This is a genomic window from Pseudomonas guariconensis (assembly GCF_015680235.1).
Taxonomy (GTDB): domain Bacteria; phylum Pseudomonadota; class Gammaproteobacteria; order Pseudomonadales; family Pseudomonadaceae; genus Aquipseudomonas; species Aquipseudomonas guariconensis_A.
Genome location: NZ_JADLJL010000016.1, coordinates 36,610 through 59,862 on the forward strand (window position 1 = coordinate 36,610; position 23,253 = coordinate 59,862).

The following is a 23,253-nucleotide window of genomic DNA, read 5'->3' on the forward strand; positions in this document are numbered from 1 at the left end:
CAAGGTTATTGTCATGGCCTCTTCCGCTGATACTTCCACCCCAGCACCTGCGCCGGACAACACGCACAAGCGTAAGGCCTGGCTGCTGGGCCTGCTACTGGTGCTGATTCTGGCAGGCGCCGCTACCTGGGCATGGTATGCCCTGGTCGGGCGCTGGCATGAAAGCACCGACGACGCCTACGTCAACGGCAACGTGGTGGAAATCACGCCGCTGGTGACTGGGACCGTTACCAGCATCGGCGCCGACGATGGCGATCTGGTGCACGAAGGCCAGGTGCTGTTGCGTTTCGACCCCGCCGACAGCGAGGTGGCGCTGCAGGCCGCCGAGGCCAAGCTGGCGCGCACCGTGCGCCAGGTGCGCGGGCTGTATAGCAATGTCGATGCCCTCAAGGCGCAATTGCAAACCCGCCAGGCCGAGTTGCAAAAAGCCCAGGACAACTACCGGCGGCGCAAGGTGCTGGCCGACAGCGGGGCGATCGCGGCCGAGGAGATTTCCCATGCCAGGGACGATCTGAGCGTCGCCCAGAGTGCCCTGAACAGCGCTCGTCAGCAGCTCAATACCAGCGCCGCGCTGGTCGACGACACCGTGGTGTCTTCCCACCCTGAAGTCATGGCTGCCGCCGCGGACCTGCGTCAGGCCTACCTCGACCATGCCCGTACCACACTGGTGGCGCCGGTCACCGGCTACGTGGCCAAGCGTACCGTGCAATTGGGCCAGCGCCTGCAGCCGGGTGTGGCGACCATGGCGGTGATTCCCCTGGACCAGGTATGGATCGATGCCAACTTCAAGGAAACCCAGTTGCGCGACATGCGCATCGGCCAGCCGGTGGAGATTTCCGCCGACCTGTACGGCAGCGACGTGAAGTACAGCGGCACGGTCGACAGCCTAGGTGCCGGTACCGGCAGCGCGTTTGCCTTGCTGCCGGCACAGAATGCCACCGGCAACTGGATCAAGATCGTCCAGCGGGTACCGGTGCGTATCCACCTGAACCCTGAGCAGCTCAAGCAACACCCGCTGCGTATCGGCCTGTCCACGGTGGTCGAGGTCGACCTGCATGACCAGAGCGGCCCAGCCTTGGCCCAACAACCCCCGCAGCAGGCCAGCTATGCCACCCAAGTGTATGACCGCCAGCTCGTCGAGGCGGACGACCTGATCGCCCGGCTGATCCACGAAAACAGCGCCAGCGGCAAGACGGCCCAGCGATGAGCAACAACGCGCCCGCACAGTTCACTCCGCCGAGCCTGCTGCTGACCACCATCGGGCTGTCGCTGGCCACCTTCATGCAGGTGCTCGACACCACCATTGCCAACGTGGCCCTGCCGACCATCTCTGGCAACCTCGGCGTGAGCTACGAGCAGGGCACCTGGGTGATCACCTCGTTCGCCGTGAGCAACGCCATTGCCTTGCCGCTGACTGGCTGGCTGAGCCGGCGCTTTGGTGAAGTGAAGCTGTTCATCTGGGCCACCTTGTTGTTCGTGCTGGCGTCATTCCTGTGCGGTATCGCCCAGTCGATGCCGGAGCTGGTGGCGTTTCGTGTGCTCCAGGGGGTGGTCGCGGGCCCGCTGTACCCCATGACCCAGACCTTGCTGATCGCCGTGTACCCGCCCGCCAAACGCGGCATGGCGCTGGCCTTGCTGGCCATGGTCACGGTGGTGGCGCCGATTGCCGGGCCGATCCTCGGTGGCTGGATCACCGACAGCTACAGCTGGCCGTGGATCTTTTTCATCAACGTGCCTATCGGCCTGTTCGCCGCCGCCGTGGTGCGCCAGCAGATGCGTACGCGGCCGGTCACCACCAGCCGCCAGCCGATGGACTACGTTGGCCTGCTGACGCTGATCATCGGCGTTGGCGCCCTGCAGGTGGTATTGGACAAGGGCAACGACCTGGACTGGTTCGAGTCGTCTTTCATCATCGTGGGCAGCCTGGTCTCGGTGATATTCCTGGCGATCTTCGTGATCTGGGAGCTGACCGATCGCCACCCGGTGGTCAACCTGCGGCTGTTCGTGCACCGCAACTTTCGCGTGGGCACCTTGGTGATGGTCGGTGGCTACGCTGGGTTCTTCGGCATCAACCTGATCCTGCCGCAATGGTTGCAGACGCAGATGGGCTACACCGCCACCTGGGCGGGCCTTGCGGTGGCGCCGATCGGCCTGTTGCCGGTGGTCCTGTCGCCCTTCGTCGGCAAGTATGCGCATCGGGTCGACCTGCGCCTGCTGGCTGGCCTGGCCTTCCTGGCGATCGGTGCCAGCTGCTACATGCGTGCTGGCTTCACCAACGAGGTGGACTTCCAGCACGTGGCCCTGGTGCAACTGTTCATGGGTATCGGCGTGGCGCTGTTCTTCATGCCGACCTTGAGCATCCTGCTGTCGGACCTGCCGCCGCACCAGATCGCCGACGGCTCGGGGCTTGCGACCTTCCTGCGTACTTTGGGCGGCAGCTTCGCCGCGTCGCTGACCACCTGGATATGGATCCGTCGCGCCGAGCAGCACCATGCCTACCTGAGCGAGCACATCAGCGAGTACGACCCGGCCACCCAGCATGCCCTGGGGCAGCTGGGTGGGGCCAACCCGCAGAGCTATGCGCAACTGGAGCGTATCCTCAATGGCCAGGCCTACATGATGTCGACGGTGGACTACTTCACCTTGATGACCTGGGTGTTCGCCGGCCTGATCCTGCTGGTATGGCTGGCGCGACCACCGTTCACCGCCAAGGCGGCGCCGGCCTCGGCTGGGCATTGACGGCTGCGCGAACTGTGTGGAACGGGTAGGCCCGCTCCCGTAGGCCCTGCGTCAGCCGCTTTTCCCATGCGCTTCTCAAGGGCATTCACAAGCATTGCCTTTTCCCCTATTGTCGGGAATCCATTCCCAAAGCAATTGGCGGATTCATGGAGAAGGTCATCGTCATCACCGGTGCCAGCCGTGGCATCGGCGCTGCCACGGCGCTGCTGGCGGCACAACAGGGCTACCGCATCTGCATCAACTACCACGCCGACGACCAGGCCGCCGAACAGGTGCTGGTCCAAGTGCGCGCGTTGGGCGCTACGGCCATCGCCGTGAGGGCCGATGCCAGCGTCGAGGACGAAGTGTCCCAGCTGTTCCATCGCGTCGACCAGGAGCTTGGCCCGGTTACCGCGCTGGTCAACAACGCCGGGACCATCGGCCAGCAGAGCCGGGTCGAGGAAATGTCAGAATTCCGCCTGCTCAAGGTGATGAAGACCAACGTGGTCGGGCCGATGCTGTGCGCCAAGCATGCCCTGTTGCGCATGGCTCGGCGCCATGGCGGGCAAGGCGGGTCGATCGTCAACGTGTCGTCGGTCGCGGCACGTCTGGGTTCGCCCAATGAATATGTCGACTATGCGGCCTCCAAGGGCGCGCTGGATACCTTCACGCTGGGGCTGGCCAAGGAAGTGGCGGGCGAGGGCGTACGGGTCAATGGCGTACGCCCTGGGTATATCCATACGGGCTTTCATGCCCTGAGCGGTGACCCGGACCGCGTGGCCAAGCTCGAGCCTGGCCTGCCCATGGGACGAGGCGGGCGGCCAGAGGAAGTGGCCGAGGCGATCATGTGGCTGCTGTCGGACAAGGCGTCCTATTCGACGGGCAGCTTCATCGACCTTGGGGGAGGACGCTAGTGTCCTGGCAGGTCGGTCAGAATGACCTGATGATTTTCCCCAGCGTCTCCATGGCCTGTTCTGCCGTGTCGTGCCAAGGGCTGCCATAGTTCAGGCGAATGCAATTTCCAAAGCGTCGGGTCGGCGAGAAGATCGGCCCTGGGGCAATGCTGATGCCCTGGGCCAGGGCCAAGTGGAACAGCTTGAGGGCGTCCATCTGCTCGGGCAGTTCCAACCACAGGAAGTAACCGCCGGTGGGGTGGCTGACCCGTGTCTGGGCCGGGAAGTGCCGGGCGATTGCGGCGAGCATGCTCAGTTGCTGGCCCTCCAGGGCATAGCGGAGCTTGCGCAAATGCCGGTCGTAGCCGCCGTGCTGCAGGTAATCGGCAATGGCCGCCTGGGCCGGCATCGAGGCACACAACGAGGTCATCAGCTTGAGCCGTTCGATCTTCTGAGCGAAGCGCCCGGCCGCCACCCAGCCGATGCGGTAGCCTGGTGCCAGGCTCTTGGAAAATGAGCCGCAATGCATCACCAGCCCGTCGGTGTCGTACGCCTTGGCCGGCTTGGGCGCTTGCTGCGAGTAATAGAGTTCGGCGTAGACATCATCCTCGATCAGTGGCACCTGGTGGCGGCGCAACAGGTCGACCAGCGCCTGCTTCTTCGCTTCGGGCATGCTGGCTCCCACCGGGTTCTGGAAGTTGGTCATGCACCACACGGCCTTGATCGGATGTTTGTCCAGAGTCTGTGCCAACGCTCCCAGGTCCATGCCTTCGCGTGGATGGACCGGAATCTCCACGGCTTTGAGCTTGAGCCGTTCCAGGACCTGCAGGCAGGCATAGAAAGCCGGGGCTTCGATGGCCACCAGGTCGCCGGGCTGGGTCACCGCCTGCAAACAAAGGTTCAGCGCTTCCAGCGCGCCGTTGGTGATCAGTAGTTCCTCCATCGGTAACATCAGGCCGCCGACCATGTAGCGCAGGGCGATCTGCCGACGCAACTGCGGGTTGCCCGGTGACAGGTCGGTGACCACCATGTGCGGGTCCATGGTGCGGCTGGCACTGGCCAGGGAGCGCGACAGGCGTTGCAGCGGGAACAGCTCGGGGCTGGGGAAGGCCGACCCGAACGGCACGGTGTGCGGGTCCTTGATCGAGTCGAGGATGGAAAACACCAACGCACTGACATCCACATCGGTGGACTCGCTGACCGATGCCTGACTCAGGGGCTCGCTGAACTGGCGTGGCGCATGGGCATTGACGAAATAGCCCGAGCGCGGCCGGGCACGGATCAAGCCGCGACGCTCGAGCAGGTAGTAGGCCTGGAACACCGTGGACGGGCTTACGCCGTGGGTCTGGCTCGCGTAGCGCACCGAGGGTACCCGCTGGCCGGGGGCGAGCACGCCGGAGCGGATCAGTTCGGCAATGTCGTCGGCGAATCGTTCGTAGCGTTTCATCGTGGCTCGGCAGGCAGTGACACATCAGTATAGGGGCCCACTATGAGACGTGAGCTGTTTTCAGCACAGTCTCAGGTAACGCGATAAAAACCGTATCAGATGGCCGTGGATTGTCACACAGCCCCTAGATAACGGAGCCTGGCGCACTGCTCTTCAGGTGTCTGCGGCTATCTATCGCACCGGCCACGGTAAGCGCGTCGGCTTCGGCCTCGGTGATGGGGACGCGTTGGCCGGCGAGCAGCGCCACGGACATGCGCAGCTGTTCGTCGGTAATGATCTCGATGTCCGGGCCTTCGGCCTCGATGCGCAGGTCCTCGCCGATCAGCGTGCAGCGGCGGGTGGTTTCATCGATTTCAATGGGCATGGCGAATTCCTCTTATGGCGGTCATCGGTTGTGACCGCGCCAGGTTCGCGGTTGCTGCATCGTTCCGCTCGGCGGGGCCGATCGCACTCCGAGCAGGCGCAACGGTCCATCGTTGTGAGCGCAGCGGCAGGCGCCTGGCACGCGTTGCGCTGGGCTGCCCCTGTTGGGGCGTTGCAGAACCTGGGAGGCATAGCATGGAACCCTGGTGGCACACGATATGGCAGGCCATACAGGCCGAATTCGCGGATATCGCCGATGAGCGCGAGGTTACTCAGGTTCTGGTGCGCCTGATCATGGCGGCGCTTCTGGGCGCGGTGCTGGGTTTCGAGCGTGAGCACAAGGGCAAATCGGCCGGCGTGCGCACGCATATGCTGGTCTCCCTGGGGGCAGCGCTGTTCGTGCTGGCGCCTAGCATGGCCGGGGCGGACGAGCAGGCATTGAGCCGGGTGATCCAGGGTATCGTCGCGGGCATCGGCTTTCTCGGTGCCGGTACCATTCTCAAGGGAAACGGCACGGACACCAGCCATGTGAAAGGCCTGACCACCGCCGCCGGGTTGTGGATGACCGCTGCCATCGGTACCGCCGCTGGCATGGGACGCGAGGCCACGGCAGTGATCAGCACGGTGCTGGCGCTGTTGGTGCTGGGCAGCATGCCTGTGCTGGTGGAGAAGATCGAGGGCGAGGAGGAGAAGCAGGAGGGGGATGACAGGAAGCACTGAGGGGAGCCGAAGCTCCCCTCATAAGCGTTGTTGCTTGCTCTTTTTTATTATTGGAGACTGGCCTGTTGTTGTTTTTGTCAGCCTTCGCCTCTGTACTGCGGGTGGCCCCCACTCGGGGCACAAGAGCAAACGTATTTTTTTGAGCGCCGACCTGCCTTCATCATTGCTGATCCGATCCTGGCTGCCCGCTACCTGAAGGTAGTTTTATTGTTCTGTGCCAGACCGCGGGGCGAACCCCTGAAAAGCGTGTTTACTCCAAAAAAATCTGCTTGCTACGCCTCTGCCGTGTTGTTCTTGTTATGTCAGAGCCGTTACCTGTTGTTTTTATTGGGTGTCACGTTTTTGTTCTTGTTATGCCAGAGATAAAGCAGATGGCGTGCCAACTTTTTAAAACCCTTTAAAATCAATTGCTTAGGCGAAAATGAAAAAATCAGGGCACCCGAAAATATGCCGATTTGTTTCCCTGTTACCCGATTTTTCGCTGGCAAACGTGGGGGAGGTAACACTTCACCCACACGAATGTGACACCTCGATGACCTATTGTGCGCTACGGGCACGCGCCACCCGCGACCCATTGTCGCGGCCCAGGACTGTGCTGATACGCTGCCCGGCAGCGATCAGTTGCGCAAGGTCGATGCCAGTCTCGATGCCAAGGCCCTGCATCAGATACACCACGTCCTCGGTGGCGATGTTGCCGGTAGCGCCCTTGGCATAGGGGCAGCCGCCCAGCCCCGCGACCGAGCTGTCGAATACCTGGATGCCTTCGAGCAGGCTGGCATAGACATTGGCCAGGGCCTGGCCATAAGTATCGTGGAAATGCCCGGCCAGCTGTTCGCGCGGCACTTGGGCCGAAACCACCTCGAACAACCGGCGGGTGTCGCCAGCGGTACCCGTGCCGATGGTATCGCCCAGGGAAACCTCGTAGCAGCCCATCTCGTGGAGTGCTCGTGCCACTGGGGCGACCTGCTCGGCACTGACCTTGCCTTCATAGGGGCAGCCCAGCACGCAAGAGACATAGCCGCGCACGCGTACCCCGTGGTTGCGCGCTGCGTCCATGATCGGCTCGAAGCGCTTGAGGCTGTCGCTGATCGAGCAGTTGATGTTGCGTTGGGAGAACGCCTCGGAGGCGGCCGCAAATACCGCTACCTCCTTGACGCCGGCTGCCAGGGCATCTTCGAACCCTCGCAGGTTGGGTGCGAGCGCGGCATAGGTCACCCCTGCACGCTGCCTGATCGCGGCGAATACCTCGGCCGAGCCGGCCATCTGCGGCACCCACTTGGGCGAGACGAAACTGCCCACTTCGATATAGGACAACCCAGCATCGGTCAGGTCGTCCACCAGGCGAACCTTGTCGGCGACGCTGATGGGCTGGGCTTCGTTCTGCAGGCCGTCGCGTGGGCCGACTTCGACCAGGCGGACTTTCTGGGGCAATGACATGGTGGGATTCCCGTGGCGGATCAATGGCTGTTGTTGTGGTTCTGTTTGTTCAGGGTGGCGGCCAGGGCCTGTTCACAGCGCTCCTGGGCGGTATCCAGCTCCAGGTGCATTTGTTGGATGTCGAGCATCTGCTGTTCCAGCTGGGCACGACGTTCGGCGATCTTGGCGAGCATGCTGGTCAGTTGCTTGAGGTTGCCGCCGCTGGGGTCGTACAGCTCGATCAGCTCGCGACACTCGGCCAGGGAAAAACCGATGCGCTTGCCGCGCAGGATCAGCTTCAGGGTGACCTTGTCACGCGCTGAATAGATGCGCTCCAGCCCTCTGCGCTCAGGGCTGAGCAGGCCTTGTTCCTCGTAGAAGCGGATCGCACGGGTGGTGATGTCCAGTTCGCGGGACAGGTCGGAGATGCTGTAGGTCTGGCTGCTCATGCTCGGGCTCGGAAGAGTGAATAGCCGTAAGCTAAAGGCAGGTTGACGTTTACGTCAAGCGAGCCGTCCCGGGCTTGTCCCGCGATTGGGCCGGACCAGATATCACCGTCGCCTGGCAAGGGCTTCGCCCTTGTTCGCGGGGCAAGCCCGCTCCAGGTGCGGGGGGAATACTATCTATCCAGCAGGGACACCATCTCCCGATAACCACGCTGGCGCGCATGTTCCAGCGCCGTCACGCCATCCTTGTCGGCGATCGTCGGGTCCGCTCCGGCCGCCAGCAGACGACGCACGATCTCCACATGACGTGGTCCGCCGTCGCCGAGAATCACCGCTTCGAGCAGGGCGGTCCAGTGCAGCCGGTTGAGGTGGTCCACGTCGACACCGGCATCGATCAGCATCTGCACGGTCTCGACATGCCCGCGCTCGGCAGCGGGAATCAATGCCGTGCCGCCGTAGCGGTTGGTGCTCTTGAGGTCGGCCCCGTGATCCAGGGTCAGGCGCAGGATGTCGTTCAGGCCGCGGGCACCGGCATACAGGTAAGGGCTGTCCTGGATGTGGTCCTTGGCGTTGACGTCGGCACCGGCCTCGATCAGTACCTTTGCCGCCTCCACACGGTTGGCGTGGGTGGCGACCAAAAGGGCCGTGCGGTCCTGGCTGTCGCGGGCATCCACGGCGGCCCCTTGGTCGAGCAATTGGCGTACAGCGGTGGCATCGCCACGTTGGGCGGCATCGAGCAATCGGATATCCATGGCAGAGGTCTCGGCGTGGACGGCAAAGCTGGTGAACAAGGCGAACAGTGCAGTGGCGAATGGCAAGCGCATGGGCTGGGCTCCTGATTGACCGGCTTTCATCCTAGGAAAACCACCTACAGGCTTGGAAGTTAATTATCCGCATGGCATGCAGTGCATTTGTTGATGCGAGTCGTTTTGCGGTTTTTTACGCAGGCTCGACTAAAATCGCTGTTTTTGGCATGCATTGCCCATCGGATTACAGGACGTCACGCTTGAAAAGGCCTTCGCACACACTGTTGCTTATCCTCTGCGGCTTCCTGGCCCTGACCGGTTGCGGCTTGGGCGGACGGGCAGGGCAGCCCTCCCTGCCACCTGCACCGGAACTTGCATCCGGCTATCGCGCAGGCCTGGTACCTACGTATGCCAGCCGCCATATGGCGGCGGCGGCCAACCCGCTGGCCAGCGAGGCGGGGCGGGCCATGTTGCGGGCCGGTGGCAGCGCCATCGATGCGGCCATCGCCATGCAGGCGGTACTCACCCTGGTCGAGCCGCAGTCCAGCGGTATCGGCGGCGGGGCGTTCATCCTGTATTGGGATGGCCGGCACGTGCAGGCTTTCGATGGTCGCGAAAGCGCCCCGGGTGGTGTTACTCCAAACCTGTTCCTCAAGCCCAACGGCAAACCAATGGGCTTCAGAGAGGCCCAGATCGGCGGGCGTTCGGTCGCAGTGCCGGGTGTGCTGCGAGCATTGAAGCTAGCCCATGAGCAGCATGGCCGGTTGCCGTGGCGCGACCTGTTCGCGCCGGCCATCGAGCTGGCACGAACGGGCTTTCCGGTTTCCAGCCGCCTGCATGCATTGCTGGCCTCCGATGCCTTCATTGCCGATTCGCCGAGCATGGCCCGGTATTTTCTTGATGCCCAGGGCAAGCCACTGGCAGTCGGCGCGCTGCTGAAGAACCCCGAGCTTGCCCATACACTGGAACTGATCGCAGCCCAGGGGCCTGATGGGTTCTACACCGGGGAGATCGCAGAGGCGATGGTGGCGGCTGTGCGTGATCACGCCAATCCCGGCTACCTGTCGCTCGAAGATCTGCGGCAATACCAAGCCAAATCGCGTACTGCCTTATGCGGCCCGTACAAAGCCTGGCGTATCTGCGGCATGCCGCCGCCGTCTTCCGGCGCGGTCGCCGTGCTGCAGACCCTCGGCATCCTCGAAGCAGTGCAAACGGCGACGCCTCGGCTGGACCTTGCAAACATGCCGCCCGTGCCGGTGCCCTCGGTGGCGGGGCTGGAGCCGACCCCCATGGCGGTTCACCTGATTGCCGAGGCAGAGCGTCTGGCCTACGCCGACCGCGCCCAATACCTGGGCGACAGCGACTATGTTCCGGTCAATACCCAGGGCCTGCTCGACAAGGCCTACCTGGCCAAGCGCGCCAGGTTGATCGGGGCGCAGAGCATGAAGCACGCATCGGCCGGTTCTCCGCCTGGCGTGGACCTGTCGCTGGCCCCGGATCGCTCGCCGTTGCGAATCGCCACGTCCCATGTTTCGGCCGTCGACGAGCAGGGTGGGGCCATCGCCATGACCACCTCGGTGGAAGCCGCGTTCGGCTCGCATCTGTTCGTCAAGGGGTTCGTTCTGAACAACCACCTTACCGACTTCTCCTTTGTGCCGAGCGAAGGTGGCAGGTTGGTCGCTAATCGCGTCGAGCCGGGCAAGCGGCCATTGTCGTCCATGTCGCCAACCTTGGTGTTTTCCCGTCAGAGCGGTGAGCTGGTGGCCAGCCTCGGCTCGCCCGGTGGTTCGCAGATCATCGGTTACGTGAACAAGGCATTGATCGGCCTGCTGGATTGGCAGCTCGACCCCCAGCAAGCCATCAACCTGCCCAATTTCGGCAGCCGCAACCTGGGCACCGAGGTAGAGGCCGGGTTGGTCAGCCCCGGGTTGGTGCACGAACTCGAGCTCCGCGGGCACGACGTTACGCCCATGACGATGACCAGCGGCACCCAGGTCATCCTACGCACGGTCGATGGCTGGTCGGCCGGCGCCGACCCGCGTCGCGAAGGGGTGGCGCTGGGCGACTGATCCTTTGGGCGCTGTTGCCCGCCATGGGTAGGCGTGCTAGAAATCGGGCCTGTCATTCATAAGTTGAATAGCTCTATGTCTATCAGCGTTAAATCGAATAGGGCTCTGTTCGACCTGGACCTGTTGCGTGCCATTGTCGTGGTGGCCGACTGCGGCAGTTTCACCACCGCCGCGGCACGCCTGCACTCGACTCAGTCCACCATCAGCCAGAAAGTGCGTCGGCTAGAAGACATGGTCGGCCATCGCCTGTTGGTGCGAGGTAACCGCGATGTGCTGCCCACCGATGCGGGGCAGACACTGCTCGGCTATGCCCGCCACATGCTCGCGCTCAATGACCAGATGCTCGAAGCCCTGGCTGGCGCCATGGTGGGCGTGACGGTGCGCCTAGGCGTCCCCGAGGACTTCGTGGGTGGGCGCACCACCAATGCCTTGTCGGCATTCAGCCGACGCCATCCTGAGGTCAAGCTGGAAGTGACCAGCGGGCTGTGCCGCGACCTCAGCCAGGCCTACGACAACGGTGAGCTGGACCTGGTGCTGCTCAAGCAGCGCCGCAACGCTCGCGAGGGCGTGGCCTGCTGGCCGGAACGCCTGCAGTGGATCGACAGCGTGCGGACCCCGGCCTTCGAGCTGGACCCTATTCCCTTGGTGACGTTCCCACCCCGGGGGCTGTACCGGGACGACATGATCACTGCCATCGAGGGGATGGGCCGGCGATGGCGCATCAGTTTCACCAGCTCCAGCCTGAGCGGGATACAGGCTGCAGTGGCCGATGGCATGGGCATCAGCCTGCTGCCGCCGCGCGCGGCGACGGCCGAGCACAGGGTGTTGGGAGCAGGGCAAGGGCTGCCGGAAGTGGACAGCTACGAGATCGTGGTCGTACACCGGCCCACGGCGGATGCCATGGTGCGGGCATTGGGTGACGTACTGACGGAGCTTCTCGCGGCCCATGAAATCTGAAGGTGCAACTTTCTGTGTTCATTGGGTGGTGCTTTTTAAGGCAATTCTTACACAAAAGGTGCAACCGCTCCTCGGTCAGGGCTATGCAAGTGCAACCTGATCGGCGCACAATCGCGCCCCTCTTTTTCGGTTGAGGTGCGCGAAGCCCCGTGTTTCGCCACTCTCAGCCTGTTGCAGTCTTGCGAGTGGAGTTGCACCCGGAATGAATGAGCAGGCCCCAAGCGTCGAACAGCGCTTCGAAGAATCGACCCCCGCCACCCTTGGCAGCTGGTCACGACAAGATACCACCTGGATGCTGGGCCTGTTCGGCACGGCGATCGGTGCAGGGACCTTGTTCCTGCCGATCAATGCCGGCCTCGGCGGTTTCTGGCCGCTGCTGATCCTGGCCGTGCTGGCCTTCCCGATGACCTACTACGCCCACCGTGGCCTGACCCGCTTCGTTCTTTCCGGGCGCAGTGGCGACATCACCGAAGTGGTGGAAGAACACTTCGGGCTCAAGGCCGGCGCCTTGATCACCGTACTGTACTTCTTCGCCATCTTCCCCATCCTGCTGATCTACAGTGTGGCCCTGACCAATACGGTCAGCAGCTTCATGGAGCACCAACTGCACATGACCCCGCCGCCGCGGGCGATCCTGTCGTTCGTGTTGATCCTGGGCCTGTTGGCGATCGTGCGCTGCGGCGAGCAGGCCACGGTCAAGGTCATGAGCCTGCTGGTGTACCCGTTCATCGTCGCCCTGGCGTTGCTGGCCCTGTACCTGGTACCCCACTGGAACGGCGGCATCCTGGACAGCGCCACCGTGCTGCCGACCGGCTCGGCTTTCCTGCATACCCTGTGGCTGGCGATCCCGGTGATGGTGTTCTCCTTCAACCACTCGCCGATCATCTCGGCCTTCGCGGTCGACCAGAAGCGCCGCTACGGCGAACATGCCGACCAGCGCAGCGGTCAGATTCTGGCCCGTGCCCACCTGCTGATGGTGGCCATGGTGCTGTTCTTCGTCTTCAGTTGCGTGCTGACCCTCAGCAGCGCTCAGCTGGCCGAGGCCAAGGCGCAGAACCTGTCGATCCTGTCGTACCTGGCCAACCACTTCAGCAACCCGACCATTGCCTTTGCGGCACCGGTGATCGCCTTCATCGCCATTGCCAAGTCGTTCCTGGGCCACTACATCGGTGCCAGCGAGGGCCTCAAGGGCATCATCGCCAAGGCTGGTCTGCGCCCCGGTGCCAAGGCCCTGGATCGCATGGTCGCCGCGCTGATGCTGGTGGTGTGCTGGATCGTCGCCACGCTCAACCCTAGCATCCTGGGCATGATCGAGTCCCTGGGTGGGCCGATCATCGCAGCGCTGCTGTTCCTGATGCCGATGTACGCTATCCGCCGTGTGCCTTCGATGCGCAAGTACAGCGGCGCGATGTCCAACGTCTTCGTCGTGGTGCTTGGCCTGATCGCCATGTCTTCGGTGGTCTATTCGGTGGTCAGCAGCCTGTTGGGCTGACCTTGCGAATAAAAATACCCAGGCAGTTTGTTGCTGTCTGGGTATTTTTTTGTCCACAAAAAAATCCAGGAAATAGAACGATTTAACTTTTCCGATAGGCACCTGCGCGCCTTCATGCTTAACTCAGGCTCCTTTTCAAACCCCGTATAAGGATTTCGTCATGGCTCAAGTGACCCTCAAAGGCAACCCAGTTCAGGTCAACGGCAACCTGCCACAGGCGGGCGCCCAGGCACCGGCTTTTTCCCTGGTGGGTGATGGCCTGGCCGACAAGTCGCTGAAGGACTACGCCGGCAAGCGCAAGGTGCTGAACATTTTCCCAAGCGTCGACACCCCGACCTGCGCAACTTCCGTGCGCAAGTTCAATGCCCAGGCCAACGATCTGGCCAACACCGTCGTGCTGTGCATCTCCGCCGACCTGCCGTTCGCCCAGGCCCGCTTCTGCGGTGCCGAAGGCCTGGAAAACGTGCAGAACCTGTCGACCCTGCGTGGTCGTGAGTTCCTGGAGAACTATGGCGTGGCCATCGCCGACGGCCCGCTGGCTGGCCTGGCCGCCCGTGCGGTGGTGGTGCTGGACGAGAACGACAAGGTCCTGCACAGCGAGCTGGTTGGCGAAATCGCCGACGAGCCGAACTACGACGCGGCGCTGGCTGCCCTGAAGTAAGCGCAGCAGGGGCGCTTCGCGCCCCATCGTTGATTCCGCGGGGAAGCTCAGCCCATCAGGCCGTTCCCACGGGGGCAGCCCGAAGGCTGGGTTGCTCTCGCAGGGCTCTACGCATTCAAAACAGACGGCCTGGAACGATTTCCAGGCCGTTTTCATTTAAAGTTCAGCATCTTGGCAACGTAAGGCGAAGGTAAATGCCTGGTAAAGGTTCTTTGCTAACACCGAGTCAGTGCTTATCGTTCAATCTCCCCAAGTCGTTATCTCCGAACAAGGTTCGTTCAACCCATGCAAGCTTCCGTCTCTCGTTCCCCTCGTCGCTGGCTCTTCGGCCTGCTGATCCTGCTGCTGGTGGCCTTGCTGGCCTGGTGGCTGTGGCCCGCGACGCCGACCCATCAGGCGCAGCCCAGCGGCCGCCCGGGGAAAGGCATGGGCATGGGGATGGGCGGGCGCCCAGGCTTCGGTGCCTCCAGCGACCCGGTGCCGGTGCGTGTGGAGCCGGTTCAGGTCGGTGACTTCCCGCTGTACTACAAGGCCCTAGGCACCGTTACCGCGACCAATACCGTCAATGTGCGCAGCCGCGTGGCCGGAGAGCTGGTCAAGATCCACTTCAAGGAGGGCCAACAGGTCAAGGCCGGCGAGCTGCTCGCCGAGATCGACCCGCGCCCGTACCGCATCGCGTTGCAGCAGGCCGAAGGCACCTTGGCGCAGAACCAGGCCCAGTTGAAGAACGCCCAGGTCGACCTGGCGCGCTACAAGGGCCTGTATGCCGAAGATAGCATCGCCAAACAGACACTCGACACCGCCGAGGCCCAGGTCGCGCAGTTCCAGGGGTTGGTCAAGACCAACCAGGCCGCGGTCGCCGACGCCCGCCTGAACCTGGACTTCACCCAGATCCGTGCTCCGATCAGCGGCCGTGTAGGCCTGCGCCAGCTTGACCTGGGCAATTTGGTGGCGGCCAACGACACCACCGCCCTGGTGGTCATTACGCAGACCGAGCCGATCAGCGTAGCCTTCACCCTGCCGGAAACCGAACTCTCCACGGTGCTCGCGCGCTACCGCAGCGGTGCCAGCCTGCCGGTCGAAGCGTGGGATCGTGGGGATAGCAAATTGCAGTCCACCGGTGTGCTGGGCAGTCTCGACAACCAGATCGATACCACCACCGGCACCCTGAAGTTCAAGGCCAGGTTCGATAACCAGGACCAGGCGCTGTTCCCCAACCAGTTCGTCAATGTGCGCCTGCTGGCCGATACGCTCAAGCAGGTGGTGCTGGCCCCGGCCGCGGCGATCCAGTTCGGCAACGACGGCACCTTCGCCTACGTGGTGAATGCCGAAAGCAAAGTCAATATCCGTAAGGTCAAGGTCGGCGCCAGCGACGGTGAGCAGAGCGTGATCCTCGATGGCCTGGCCGCAGGCGATCGATTGGTGCTCGAAGGCACCGACCGCCTGCGCGAGGGCAGCAAGGTCGAAGTGGTGGAGGACAGCTCCCAAGTGCCGACCACCCCCGGCCAACACCTGCAGGGCCAGGATGCCAAGGGCTCGGCCCAGGCCGGTGAATCGGGCAAGGCGGGCGCATGAACCTCTCGCGCCTGTTCATCCTGCGGCCGGTCGCCACCACGCTGAGCATGCTGGCCATCGTCCTGGCCGGCCTGATCGCCTACAAGCTGCTGCCGGTCTCAGCGCTACCCCAGGTGGACTACCCGACCATCCGCGTCATGACCCTGTACCCCGGTGCCAGCCCACAGGTCATGACCAGCGCGGTCACCGCGCCGCTGGAACGCCAGTTCGGCCAGATGCCCGGCCTGACCCAGATGGCCTCGACCAGCTCCGGCGGCGCATCGGTACTGACCCTGCGCTTCAACCTCGACATGAACATGGACGTCGCCGAACAGCAGGTACAAGCCGCGATCAACGCTGCCACCAACCTGCTGCCCAGCGACCTGCCGGCGCCGCCGGTGTACAACAAGGTCAATCCGGCCGACACCCCGGTGCTGACCCTGGCCATTTCTTCCAAGACCATGCCGCTGCCCAAGCTCAACGACCTGGTCGATACCCGCGTGGCGCAGAAGCTTGCGCAGATCAGCGGCGTGGGCATGGTCAGCATCGCCGGTGGCCAGCGCCAGGCGGTGCGCATCAAGGTCAACGTCGACGCCCTGGCGGCCAACGGCCTTAACCTCGAGGACGTACGCACGCTCATCGGCGCATCCAATGTCAACCAGCCCAAGGGCAACTTCGATGGCCCGACACGGGTGTCGATGCTCGATGCCAACGACCAGCTGCGTTCGCCCGAGGAATACGCCAACCTGATCCTGGCGTACAACAACGGTGCGCCTCTGCGCCTGAAGGATGTCGCCGAGATCGTCGATGGCGCCGAGAACGAGCGCCTGGCGGCATGGGCCAACGAGAACCAGGCCGTGCTGCTGAATATCCAGCGCCAGCCTGGGGCCAACGTCATCGAAGTGGTCGACCTGATCAAGGCCATGCTCCCGTCGATCACCGACAATCTGCCAGCTGGCCTGGACGTGATGGTCCTGACCGACCGTACCCAGACCATCCGCGCCGCGGTCAAGGACGTGCAGCACGAATTGCTGATCGCCATCGCCTTGGTGGTCATGGTCACCTTCGTCTTCCTGCGCCGTTTCAGCGCTACCATCATCCCGTCGATTGCCGTGCCGCTGTCGCTGATCGGCACCTTCGGCGTGATGTACCTGGCCGGCTTCTCGGTCAACAACCTGACCCTGATGGCCCTGACCATCGCCACCGGTTTCGTGGTCGACGACGCCATCGTCATGCTGGAGAACATCTCCCGGCACATCGAGGAGGGCGAGACGCCGATGCAGGCGGCGCTCAAGGGCGCCCGGCAGATCGGCTTCACCTTGGTATCGCTGACGTTCTCGCTGATTGCGGTGCTGATCCCGCTGCTGTTCATGGCCGATGTGGTCGGCCGACTGTTCCGCGAGTTCGCCATCACCCTGGCGGTGGCGATCCTGATTTCCCTGGTGGTGTCCCTGACCCTCACGCCGATGATGTGCGCACGCCTGCTCAAGCGCGAGCCCAAGGAAGAGGAGCAGGGGCGTTTCTACCGTGCCAGCGGCGCCTGGATCGACTGGCTGATCGAGCGCTATGGCCGTGGCCTGCAATGGGTGCTCAAGCATCAGCCGCTGACCCTACTGGTCGCTGTCGCCAGCCTGGCATTGACGGTGTTTCTCTATATCATCGTGCCCAAGGGGTTCTTCCCGGTGCAGGACACCGGGGTGATCCAAGGCATTTCCGAGGCGCCGCAATCCACCTCGTTCGCCGCCATGAGCGAGCGCCAGCAAGCCCTGAGCAAGGTGATCCTGCAGGACCCGGCGGTGCAGAGCCTGTCGTCCTACATCGGTGTGGATGGCGACAATGCCACCCTCAACAGCGGCCGCCTGCTGATCAACCTCAAGCCCCATGCCGAGCGCGATGTCACCGCCAGCGAGGTCATCGGTCGCCTGCAACCGCAACTGGACAAGCTGGTGGGCATCCGCCTGTTCATGCAGCCGGTGCAGGACCTGAGCATCGAGGACCGGGTCAGCCGCACCCAGTACCAGTTCAGCCTGTCGTCCCCGGATGCCGACCTGCTCGCCGAATGGAGCGGCAAGCTGGTCCAGGCCCTGCAGCAACGCCCGGAGCTCCAGGACGTGGCCAGCGACCTGCAGGACAAGGGCCTGCAGGTGTACCTGGTGATCGACCGTGACATGGCCAGCCGCCTGGGCATCAGCGTTTCGCAGATCACCAACGCCTTGTACGACGCATTCGGCCAGCGGCAGATCTCCACCATCTACACCCAGGCCAGCCAGTACCGCGTGGTGCTGCAGTCCCAGGCGGCGTCGAGCATCGGCCCACAGGCGCTGGAGTCGATCCATGTCAAGGCCAGCGACGGCGGCCAGGTACGCCTCTCGGCGCTCGCCCGCATCGAGCAGCGCCAGGCACAGCTGGCGATTTCCCACATCGGCCAATTCCCTGCAGTGATGATGTCGTTCAACCTGGCCCATGGCGCATCCCTGGGCGAGGCGGTCAAGGTCATCGAGCAGGTGCAGCAGGAGATCGGCATGCCGCTGGGCGTGCAGACGCGCTTCCAAGGCGCCGCCGAGGCGTTCCAGGCCTCGCTGTCGAGCACCTTGCTGCTGATCCTGGCGGCGGTGGTGACCATGTACATCGTGCTGGGCGTACTCTACGAGAGCTACATCCATCCGGTGACCATCCTCTCGACATTGCCGTCGGCAGCGGTCGGCGCGTTGCTGGCCTTGCTGTTGAGCGGCAATGACCTGGGCATGATCGCCATCATCGGCATCATCCTGCTGATCGGCATCGTCAAGAAAAACGCCATCATGATGATCGACTTCGCCCTGGAGGCCGAGCGCCACCAGGGCATGACCCCGCAGGATGCGATCTACCAGGCAGCGCTGCTGCGCTTCCGGCCGATCCTGATGACCACCCTGGCCGCGCTGTTCGGGGCTGTGCCACTGATGCTCGCCACCGGCTCCGGCGCTGAGCTACGCCAACCGCTGGGGTTGGTGATGGTCGGTGGCCTGTTGGTCAGCCAGGTATTGACGCTGTTCACCACGCCCGTCATCTACCTGTACTTTGACCGCCTGGCTCGCCGCTGGCGCCCAGCCACTGACGCGCAGCAGGCTGAGGCATGAATCTGTCCGGTCCGTTCATCCGCAGGCCGGTGGCAACCATGCTGCTGAGCCTGGCGATCATGCTGCTCGGTGGCGTGAGCTTCGGCCTGTTGCCCGTGTCGCCCTTGCCGCAAATGGACTTCCCGGTGATCGTGGTGCAAGCCAACCTGCCGGGGGCCAGCCCCGAAGTGATGGCTGCGACGGTGGCCACGCCGCTCGAGCGCAAGCTGGGCAGTATCGCCGGGGTCACCACGCTGACCAGCAGTTCCAACCAGGGCTCGACCCGCGTGATCATCGGCTTCGAGATGGGCCGCGACATCGATGGTGCGGCGCGTGAGGTGCAGGCGGCGATCAACGCTACTCGCAACCTTTTGCCCAGCGGTATGCGCAGCATGCCCACCTACCGCAAGATCAACCCGTCGCAGGCGCCGATCATGGTGCTGTCACTGACCTCGGACGTACTGCAGAAAGGCCAGCTCTACGACTTGGCCGATACCATTCTGGCCCAGAGCCTGTCCCAGGTCAGCGGGGTAGGGGAAGTACAGATCGGCGGCAGTTCGCTGCCGGCGGTGCGCATCGCCGTGGAGCCACAGCTGCTCAACCAGTATGGCCTGTCTCTGGACGAGGTGCGCACGGCGGTGGCCAATGCCAACCAGCGCCGGCCCATGGGCTTTGTCGAAGACGCCGAGCGCAACTGGCAGGTGCGGGCCAACGACCAGCTGGAAAAAGCCGACGACTACAAGCCGGTGGTGATCCGCCAGCAGGATGGTTCGATCCTTCGCCTGTCCGACGTCGCTACCATCACCGATGGTGTGGAGAACCGCTACAACAGCGGCTTCTTCAACGACCAGAGCGCCGTGCTGCTGGTGGTCAACCGCCAGTCCGGCGCCAACATCATCCAGACGGTCGAGCAGATCAAGGCCCAGTTGCCTGCCCTGCAGTCGTTGCTGCCGGCCAGCGTCAAGCTGGACGTGGCCATGGACCGCTCGCCAGTGATCAAGGCGACGCTGAAGGAAGCCGAGCACACCTTGTTGATCGCCGTGGTGCTGGTGATCCTGGTGGTCTACCTGTTCCTGGGTAACTTGCGCGCGTCACTGATCCCCAGCCTGGCCGTGCCGGTGTCGCTGGTCGGCACCTTCGCGGTCATGTACCTGTGCGGCTTTTCCCTGAACAACCTGTCGCTGATGGCGCTGATCCTCGCCACCGGCCTGGTGGTCGACGATGCCATCGTCGTGCTGGAGAACATCTCCCGCCACATCGAGAACGGCCAGCCGCCCATGCGCGCTGCCTTCCTGGGGGCCAGGGAGGTTGGCTTCACCCTGCTGTCGATGAACGTCTCGCTGGTGGCGGTGTTCGTCTCGATCCTGTTCATGGGGGGCATCGTCCGCGGTTTGTTCCTGGAGTTCTCCATCACCTTGGCAGCGGCGATCCTGGTCTCGCTGCTGGTGTCGCTGACGTTGACGCCGATGCTCTGTTCCCGCTGGCTGAAGCCCAGCACCCAGGAGCAGAACCGCCTGCAGCAGTGGAGCGAGCATGTGCACCAGCGCATGGTCGCGGCCTACGACCGCAGCCTCGGCTGGGCGCTGAGGCACAAGCGCCTGACCTTGCTCAGCCTGCTGGTGACCATCGGCGTCAACATCGCCCTGTACGTCGTGGTGCCCAAGACCCTCCTGCCGCAACAGGACACCGGCCAGCTGCAGGGCTTCATCCGCGGCGATGATGGCCTGTCGTTCAGCGTGATGCAGCCGAAGATGGAGATCTACCGCCGCGCCTTGCTGGCAGACCCAGCGGTGCAGAGCGTGGCCGGCTTCATCGGTGGCAACAGTGGCACCAACAATGCCTTCGTGTTGGTGCGCCTCAAGCCCATCAGCGAGCGTAAGCTGTCGGCCCAGCAGGTGATCGAGCGCTTGCGCAAGGAAATGCCCAAGGTACCCGGCGGGCGTCTGTTCCTGATGGCCGACCAGGACCTGCAACTGGGCAGCGCCGGGCGCGACCAGTCTACCTCCCAGTACCTCTATACGCTGCAGAGCGGTGACCTGGTTGCGTTGCGCGAGTGGTTTCCCAAGGTGGTCGCGGCCCTGCGCGCCCTGCCTCAATTGACGGCGATCGATGCCCGTGACGGAGCCGGCACCCAGCAGGTGACGCTGGTGGTCGACCGTGACCAGGCCAAGCGCCTGGGCATCGACATGGACATGGTCACCACGGTGCTGAACAACGCCTACAGCCAACGGCAGATCTCGACCATCTACGACAGCCTCAACCAGTACCAGGTGGTGCTGGAGATCAACCCGAAATACGCCTGGGACCCCAGCACCCTGGAGCAGGTGCAGGTGATCACCGCCGATGGCGCCCGCGTGCCGCTGTCCACATTCGCTCATTACGAAAACAGCCTGGCCAATGACCGCGTCAGCCATGAAGGCCAGTTCGCGTCCGAGAACATCGCGTTCGATATCGCTGAGGGCTACAGCCCGGACCAGGCGATGGCTGCGGTGGAGCGTGCAGTGGCCAAGCTTGGTTTGCCGGAAGAAGTGATCGCCAAGCTCGGCGGTAGCGCCGATGTCTTCGCCCAGACGACCCAGGGCCAGCCCCTGATGATCCTCGGTGCCCTGGTGCTGGTGTACTTGGTGCTGGGTATCCTCTACGAGAGCTATATCCACCCGCTGACCATCCTCTCCACCTTGCCGTCGGCCGGTGTCGGCGCCTTGCTCGCGCTCTATGCCACGGGCGGGGAGTTCAGCCTGATCTCGCTGCTGGGGCTGTTCCTGTTGATCGGGGTGGTGAAGAAGAACGCCATCTTGATGATCGACCTGGCCTTGCAGCTGGAGCGCCACGATGGCCTGAGCCCCGAGGAGTCCATCCGCCGGGCGTGCCTGTTGCGCCTGCGGCCGATCCTGATGACCACCTTGGCGGCCATCCTCGGCGCGCTGCCGCTGCTGCTCAGCCGTGCCGAGGGCGCCGAAATGCGCCAGCCCTTGGGCCTGACCATCATCGGTGGCCTGGTGTTCAGCCAGGTCCTGACCCTCTACACCACGCCCGTGGTCTACCTGTACCTCGACCGCCTGCGCCACCGATTCAACCGTTGGCGCGGCGTGCGCACCGACGCCGCACTGGATACCCCGCTATGAATTTCGCCCAGACCCCACTTCACCGCGCCCTGCAGATGCTGACCCGTGGGCGTGGCTCGCGCCTGGTCGGCGCGGGCCTTTGCGCCGCGCTGCTCAGTGCCTGTACGCTGAGCCCGGACTATCAGCGCCCAGAGCTCGCAACCCCGGCACAGTTCAAGCAGGCCGAAGGCTGGACCCAGGCCAACCCCTCCGATGCCATCGCGCGAGGGGCGTGGTGGGAAATCTACGGTGACAGCGGCCTCAACGCGCTGGTCGATGAGCTCAACCGCAGCAACCAGACCGTTGCCCAGTACGAGGCCCAGTACCGTCAGGCCCAGGCTCTGGTGCGCAGCAGCCGGGGCGCGCTGTTCCCCAGCCTCGACCTGTCGGTGGGCAAGACCCGCTCGGCCCAGGGCACCGGCAGCAGTAGTTCTAGCCTGTCCAACAACAGCAGCGGTATTCGCAATACCTACAACGCCCAGCTTGGCGTGAGCTGGGAGATCGACCTGTGGGGCAAGCTGCGCGAAACCTTGAATGCCAACGAGGCCAGTGCCCAGGCGAGCCTGGCGGACCTGGCCGGTATTCGTCTTAGCCTGCAGTCGGAGCTGGTGCAGAACTACCTGCAGTTGCGGGTCATCGACGAGCAAAAGCGTCTGCTGGAGGCCACCGTGGCGGCCTACGAGCGTTCGTTGCGGATGAACGAGAACCAATACCGGGCAGGCGTCGCCGGGCCGGATGCCGTCGCCCAGGCGCGCACCCAGCTCAAGAGTACCCAGGCCGACCTCATCGACCTGGCCTGGCAGCGTGCCCAGTACGAAAACGCCATTGCCGTCTTGCTGGGCAAGGCCCCGGCTGATTTTGCCCTGGCCGACAGCAAGGCTATTCCGGCGCTGCCGCAGATTCCGCTGGCATTGCCTTCGCAGTTGTTGGAACGCCGCCCTGACATCGCCTCGGCCGAGCGCAACGTGATGGCGGCCAACGCCAATATCGGCGTGGCCCGCGCGGCCTATTTCCCGGACCTGAGCCTGAGCATGAGCGGTGGCTATTCCAGCAGCAGTTTCAGCAACTGGATCGAGCTGCCCAACCGCTACTGGTCGGTGGGGCCCTCGCTGGCCATGACCCTGTTCGATGCCGGCAGGCGCAGTGCCGAGGTCGACCGCACCGTCGCAGTATACGACCAGACCGTGGCCCAGTATCGGCAAACCGTGCTCGATGGCTTCAAGGAAGTGGAGAACTACCTGGTGCAGTTGAAGGTGTACGGCGACGAAGCGCTGGTGCGCCAGGAGGCGCTGGATGCTGCCCGCGAGTCGTTGCGCCTGACCGAGAACCAATACCGCGCCGGCCTGATCAGCTACTTGGACGTGGTCAATGTGCAGACCACAGCGCTGAGCAACGAGCGCAGCGTGCTGAACCTGCTGCAGGGCAGGTTGGTCGCCAGCGTGCAGCTGATTGCGGCATTGGGCGGCGGTTGGGATGCACAGCAGGCATTCGCCGAGGCCGAAGGCGATCGGTAACGCCTTGCTGGACCTCGCCGGTCGGTTTCATCTTGATGAGGTATGGACGCGCGTTGCG

At 63.7% G+C, this 23,253-nt stretch carries 17 protein-coding genes; 12 read left to right on the top strand and 5 right to left on the bottom strand.

The window, feature by feature from the left end:
* The first annotated feature begins 13 nt into the window (after nucleotides 1-13).
* The 3 genes from IRZ56_RS13140 to IRZ56_RS13150 all read left to right on the top strand — a co-directional run bounded on the left by IRZ56_RS13140 (nucleotide 14) and on the right by IRZ56_RS13150 (nucleotide 3,632).
* Nucleotides 14-1,207: an efflux RND transporter periplasmic adaptor subunit gene (locus IRZ56_RS13140; RefSeq protein ID WP_196145339.1), complete on the top strand. Its 1,194-nt coding sequence runs from the start codon at nucleotides 14-16 to the stop codon at nucleotides 1,205-1,207.
* Nucleotides 1,204-2,739 carry a DHA2 family efflux MFS transporter permease subunit gene (locus tag IRZ56_RS13145; protein WP_196145340.1) on the top strand — a complete coding sequence of 512 codons (1,536 nt, stop codon included), beginning with the start codon at nucleotides 1,204-1,206 and terminating at the stop codon, nucleotides 2,737-2,739. The genes IRZ56_RS13140 and IRZ56_RS13145 overlap by 4 nt, the downstream gene beginning before the upstream one ends.
* 146 nt (nucleotides 2,740-2,885) lie before the next feature.
* Complete coding sequence (locus IRZ56_RS13150; RefSeq protein ID WP_196145341.1) at nucleotides 2,886-3,632, top strand: SDR family oxidoreductase; 747 nt, start codon at nucleotides 2,886-2,888, stop codon at nucleotides 3,630-3,632.
* Between the two features lie 16 nt (nucleotides 3,633-3,648).
* Here IRZ56_RS13150 and mapR read toward each other — a convergent pair whose 3' ends face one another.
* Nucleotides 3,649-5,058: a GntR family transcriptional regulator MpaR gene (gene mapR, locus IRZ56_RS13155; protein WP_196145342.1), complete on the bottom strand. Its 1,410-nt coding sequence runs from the start codon at nucleotides 5,056-5,058 to the stop codon at nucleotides 3,649-3,651.
* Between the two features lie 124 nt (nucleotides 5,059-5,182).
* Complete coding sequence (locus tag IRZ56_RS13160; protein WP_196145343.1) at nucleotides 5,183-5,422, bottom strand: DUF3203 family protein; 240 nt, start codon at nucleotides 5,420-5,422, stop codon at nucleotides 5,183-5,185.
* A gap of 194 nt (nucleotides 5,423-5,616) precedes the next feature.
* On the opposite strand from IRZ56_RS13160, the gene IRZ56_RS13165 reads away from it, so the two are divergent.
* A complete protein-coding gene (locus tag IRZ56_RS13165) occupies nucleotides 5,617-6,141 on the top strand; it encodes an MgtC/SapB family protein (RefSeq protein WP_196145344.1) in 525 nt (174 codons plus the stop codon).
* Nucleotides 6,142-6,678: 537 nt separating this feature from the next.
* Here IRZ56_RS13165 and IRZ56_RS13170 read toward each other — a convergent pair.
* The 3 genes from IRZ56_RS13170 to IRZ56_RS13180 all read right to left on the bottom strand — a co-directional run bounded on the left by IRZ56_RS13170 (nucleotide 6,679) and on the right by IRZ56_RS13180 (nucleotide 8,827).
* Nucleotides 6,679-7,578 carry a hydroxymethylglutaryl-CoA lyase gene (locus IRZ56_RS13170; protein ID WP_196145345.1) on the bottom strand — a complete coding sequence of 300 codons (900 nt, stop codon included), beginning with the start codon at nucleotides 7,576-7,578 and terminating at the stop codon, nucleotides 6,679-6,681.
* Between the two features lie 20 nt (nucleotides 7,579-7,598).
* Nucleotides 7,599-8,006: a MerR family transcriptional regulator gene (locus IRZ56_RS13175; RefSeq protein ID WP_196145346.1), complete on the bottom strand. Its 408-nt coding sequence runs from the start codon at nucleotides 8,004-8,006 to the stop codon at nucleotides 7,599-7,601.
* A gap of 170 nt (nucleotides 8,007-8,176) precedes the next feature.
* Nucleotides 8,177-8,827, bottom strand: coding sequence for an ankyrin repeat domain-containing protein (locus IRZ56_RS13180; RefSeq protein WP_196145347.1), 651 nt, complete (start codon nucleotides 8,825-8,827; stop codon nucleotides 8,177-8,179).
* A 149-nt stretch (nucleotides 8,828-8,976) separates the two neighbouring features.
* Between IRZ56_RS13180 and ggt the strand changes: the two genes are divergently transcribed.
* The 8 genes from ggt (at nucleotide 8,977) to IRZ56_RS13220 (ending at nucleotide 23,195) form a co-directional block, all read left to right on the top strand.
* Complete coding sequence (gene ggt / locus IRZ56_RS13185) at nucleotides 8,977-10,818, top strand: gamma-glutamyltransferase (protein WP_196145348.1); 1,842 nt, start codon at nucleotides 8,977-8,979, stop codon at nucleotides 10,816-10,818.
* A 75-nt stretch (nucleotides 10,819-10,893) separates the two neighbouring features.
* Complete coding sequence (locus tag IRZ56_RS13190; RefSeq protein ID WP_196145349.1) at nucleotides 10,894-11,775, top strand: LysR substrate-binding domain-containing protein; 882 nt, start codon at nucleotides 10,894-10,896, stop codon at nucleotides 11,773-11,775.
* Nucleotides 11,776-11,977: 202 nt separating this feature from the next.
* Entirely contained in the window at nucleotides 11,978-13,267 is a 1,290-nt protein-coding gene (locus IRZ56_RS13195) for a serine/threonine transporter (RefSeq protein WP_196145350.1), read from the top strand.
* A 160-nt stretch (nucleotides 13,268-13,427) separates the two neighbouring features.
* Nucleotides 13,428-13,928: a thiol peroxidase gene (gene tpx / locus IRZ56_RS13200; protein ID WP_196145351.1), complete on the top strand. Its 501-nt coding sequence runs from the start codon at nucleotides 13,428-13,430 to the stop codon at nucleotides 13,926-13,928.
* Nucleotides 13,929-14,213: 285 nt separating this feature from the next.
* Entirely contained in the window at nucleotides 14,214-15,503 is a 1,290-nt protein-coding gene (locus tag IRZ56_RS13205) for an MdtA/MuxA family multidrug efflux RND transporter periplasmic adaptor subunit (protein ID WP_196145352.1), read from the top strand.
* Nucleotides 15,500-18,598, top strand: coding sequence for an MdtB/MuxB family multidrug efflux RND transporter permease subunit (locus tag IRZ56_RS13210; RefSeq protein WP_196145353.1), 3,099 nt, complete (start codon nucleotides 15,500-15,502; stop codon nucleotides 18,596-18,598). The genes IRZ56_RS13205 and IRZ56_RS13210 overlap by 4 nt, the downstream gene beginning before the upstream one ends.
* Nucleotides 18,595-21,702 carry an efflux RND transporter permease subunit gene (locus tag IRZ56_RS13215; RefSeq protein WP_196145354.1) on the top strand — a complete coding sequence of 1,036 codons (3,108 nt, stop codon included), beginning with the start codon at nucleotides 18,595-18,597 and terminating at the stop codon, nucleotides 21,700-21,702. Before IRZ56_RS13210 ends, IRZ56_RS13215 begins: the two co-directional genes overlap by 4 nt.
* Nucleotides 21,699-23,195: an efflux transporter outer membrane subunit gene (locus IRZ56_RS13220; RefSeq protein WP_196145355.1), complete on the top strand. Its 1,497-nt coding sequence runs from the start codon at nucleotides 21,699-21,701 to the stop codon at nucleotides 23,193-23,195. The genes IRZ56_RS13215 and IRZ56_RS13220 overlap by 4 nt, the downstream gene beginning before the upstream one ends.
* The last annotated feature ends 58 nt before the right edge of the window (nucleotides 23,196-23,253 follow it).

What these genes read in the sequence shown, in the direction of transcription:
- IRZ56_RS13140 (WP_196145339.1), top strand. Translation starts at nt 14, where the DNA reads ATGGCCTCTTCCGCTGATACTTCCACCCCAGCACCTGCGCCGGACAAC.
- IRZ56_RS13145 (WP_196145340.1), top strand. Translation starts at nt 1,204, where the DNA reads ATGAGCAACAACGCGCCCGCACAGTTCACTCCGCCGAGCCTGCTGCTG.
- IRZ56_RS13150 (WP_196145341.1), top strand. Translation starts at nt 2,886, where the DNA reads ATGGAGAAGGTCATCGTCATCACCGGTGCCAGCCGTGGCATCGGCGCT.
- mapR (WP_196145342.1), bottom strand. Translation starts at nt 5,058, where the DNA reads ATGAAACGCTACGAACGATTCGCCGACGACATTGCCGAACTGATCCGC.
- IRZ56_RS13160 (WP_196145343.1), bottom strand. Translation starts at nt 5,422, where the DNA reads ATGCCCATTGAAATCGATGAAACCACCCGCCGCTGCACGCTGATCGGC.
- IRZ56_RS13165 (WP_196145344.1), top strand. Translation starts at nt 5,617, where the DNA reads ATGGAACCCTGGTGGCACACGATATGGCAGGCCATACAGGCCGAATTC.
- IRZ56_RS13170 (WP_196145345.1), bottom strand. Translation starts at nt 7,578, where the DNA reads ATGTCATTGCCCCAGAAAGTCCGCCTGGTCGAAGTCGGCCCACGCGAC.
- IRZ56_RS13175 (WP_196145346.1), bottom strand. Translation starts at nt 8,006, where the DNA reads ATGAGCAGCCAGACCTACAGCATCTCCGACCTGTCCCGCGAACTGGAC.
- IRZ56_RS13180 (WP_196145347.1), bottom strand. Translation starts at nt 8,827, where the DNA reads ATGCGCTTGCCATTCGCCACTGCACTGTTCGCCTTGTTCACCAGCTTT.
- ggt (WP_196145348.1), top strand. Translation starts at nt 8,977, where the DNA reads ATGCATTGCCCATCGGATTACAGGACGTCACGCTTGAAAAGGCCTTCG.
- IRZ56_RS13190 (WP_196145349.1), top strand. Translation starts at nt 10,894, where the DNA reads ATGTCTATCAGCGTTAAATCGAATAGGGCTCTGTTCGACCTGGACCTG.
- IRZ56_RS13195 (WP_196145350.1), top strand. Translation starts at nt 11,978, where the DNA reads ATGAATGAGCAGGCCCCAAGCGTCGAACAGCGCTTCGAAGAATCGACC.
- tpx (WP_196145351.1), top strand. Translation starts at nt 13,428, where the DNA reads ATGGCTCAAGTGACCCTCAAAGGCAACCCAGTTCAGGTCAACGGCAAC.
- IRZ56_RS13205 (WP_196145352.1), top strand. Translation starts at nt 14,214, where the DNA reads ATGCAAGCTTCCGTCTCTCGTTCCCCTCGTCGCTGGCTCTTCGGCCTG.
- IRZ56_RS13210 (WP_196145353.1), top strand. Translation starts at nt 15,500, where the DNA reads ATGAACCTCTCGCGCCTGTTCATCCTGCGGCCGGTCGCCACCACGCTG.
- IRZ56_RS13215 (WP_196145354.1), top strand. Translation starts at nt 18,595, where the DNA reads ATGAATCTGTCCGGTCCGTTCATCCGCAGGCCGGTGGCAACCATGCTG.
- IRZ56_RS13220 (WP_196145355.1), top strand. Translation starts at nt 21,699, where the DNA reads ATGAATTTCGCCCAGACCCCACTTCACCGCGCCCTGCAGATGCTGACC.